This is a genomic window from Alcanivorax sp. HI0044, assembly GCF_001634945.1.
Window position 1 is genome coordinate 1 of record NZ_LWEZ01001242.1, and the last position, 1,357, is coordinate 1,357.

At 60.0% G+C, this 1,357-nt stretch carries 1 protein-coding gene and 1 pseudogene; one reads left to right on the forward strand and one right to left on the reverse strand.

The window, feature by feature from the left end:
* A partial coding sequence (locus A3730_RS17670) for a carbon-nitrogen hydrolase (protein WP_063538577.1) occupies positions 1-831 on the forward strand: 831 nt, incomplete at its 5' end.
* Between the two features lie 81 nt (positions 832-912).
* Here A3730_RS17670 and A3730_RS31815 read toward each other — a convergent pair.
* Positions 913-1,357, reverse strand: a pseudogene (locus A3730_RS31815) (DUF2334 domain-containing protein); the annotation flags it as partial.

The window sequence follows — 1,357 nt, forward strand, 5'->3', positions numbered from 1 at the left end:
CTGTCGCAGGTGCGCGAGGCCGCCGCCCAGGGCGCGGAGCTGGTGCTACTGCAGGAATTACACCGCAGCCTGTATTTCTGTCAGACCGAAGACACCCGCGTCTTTGATCTGGCCGAACCCATCCCCGGCCCCAGCACCGAAACCCTGGGGTCACTGGCCAAAGAGCTGGGTATCGTGATCGTCGGCAGCCTGTTCGAAAAGCGCGCCACCGGCCTGTACCACAACACCGCCGTGGTGCTGGAAAAAGACGGCAGCCTGGCCGGCATCTACCGCAAGATGCATATCCCCGACGACCCGGGTTTCTACGAAAAATTCTATTTCACCCCCGGCGATGCAGACTTCAACGATGGCCGCAGCGGCTTCAGCCCCATCGAAACCAGCGTGGGCAAACTGGGCCTGCTGGTGTGCTGGGACCAGTGGTACCCGGAAGCCGCCCGCCTGATGGCACTGGCCGGCGCCGACCTGCTGCTCTACCCCACCGCCATCGGCTGGGACCGCACCGATGAACAGGATGAGCAGAAACGCCAGCTCGACGCCTGGATCACCATCCAGCGCGCCCATGCAGTCGCCAACGGTTTACCGGTGCTGGTCGCCAACCGCACCGGCTTTGAACAAAGCCCGGCGGACGACAGCGGCATTCAATTCTGGGGAAACAGTTTTATCTGTGGGCCACAGGGTGAATTCCTGGCCCAGGCCGACAGCGACAACGAGCAGGTGCTCCTGGCCGACGTGGACCTGCAGCGCAGCGAATCCGTACGCCGAATCTGGCCTTACCTGCGCGACCGCCGTATCGACGCCTATACTGATCTGAACAAACGCTACCGGGACTAGCCTCCAACGGCCCTTCGGCTTGTCTGGCGGATAATCAAAAAGCGGGACAGAAACAGAAAGTCATTCATTCTAACCCGGCCACTATAACGGGATAGCTGCAGAGCGCTTAACTAACACTTCCAGTGCCTGGGAATAAGAAAACGTCTGTGACAACGACGCCGCCAAAGGCAAAATCGTATTGGCAAGCCGCAACTCAAAATCGTCCGGATGCAGCCCGATGCGTATCGGTATTCCAGTGCGGCGGGACTGGCTGATATTGATGGCATTGAAAAAGCGTAACGTCCAGGCACGAAACGCGGTGTCCGCTTCAAAACCTGCCAACGGCAGCCGTGTGAAGGTGCGTTTTTGGGTATCGTGAACACCAGACAAGGTTTCCACATACCGAAACGGTAACCCGGCAAGCTGTGCCGGGGTCAGCGCCCCCAATGCCCACGCCGGCGGCACGTACAATGGCGACGGAGTCAGACCGTTACGGATAAACCAGCGATAACAGTCCCACACCAGCCGCTGAATGCCGTCGCCGGAG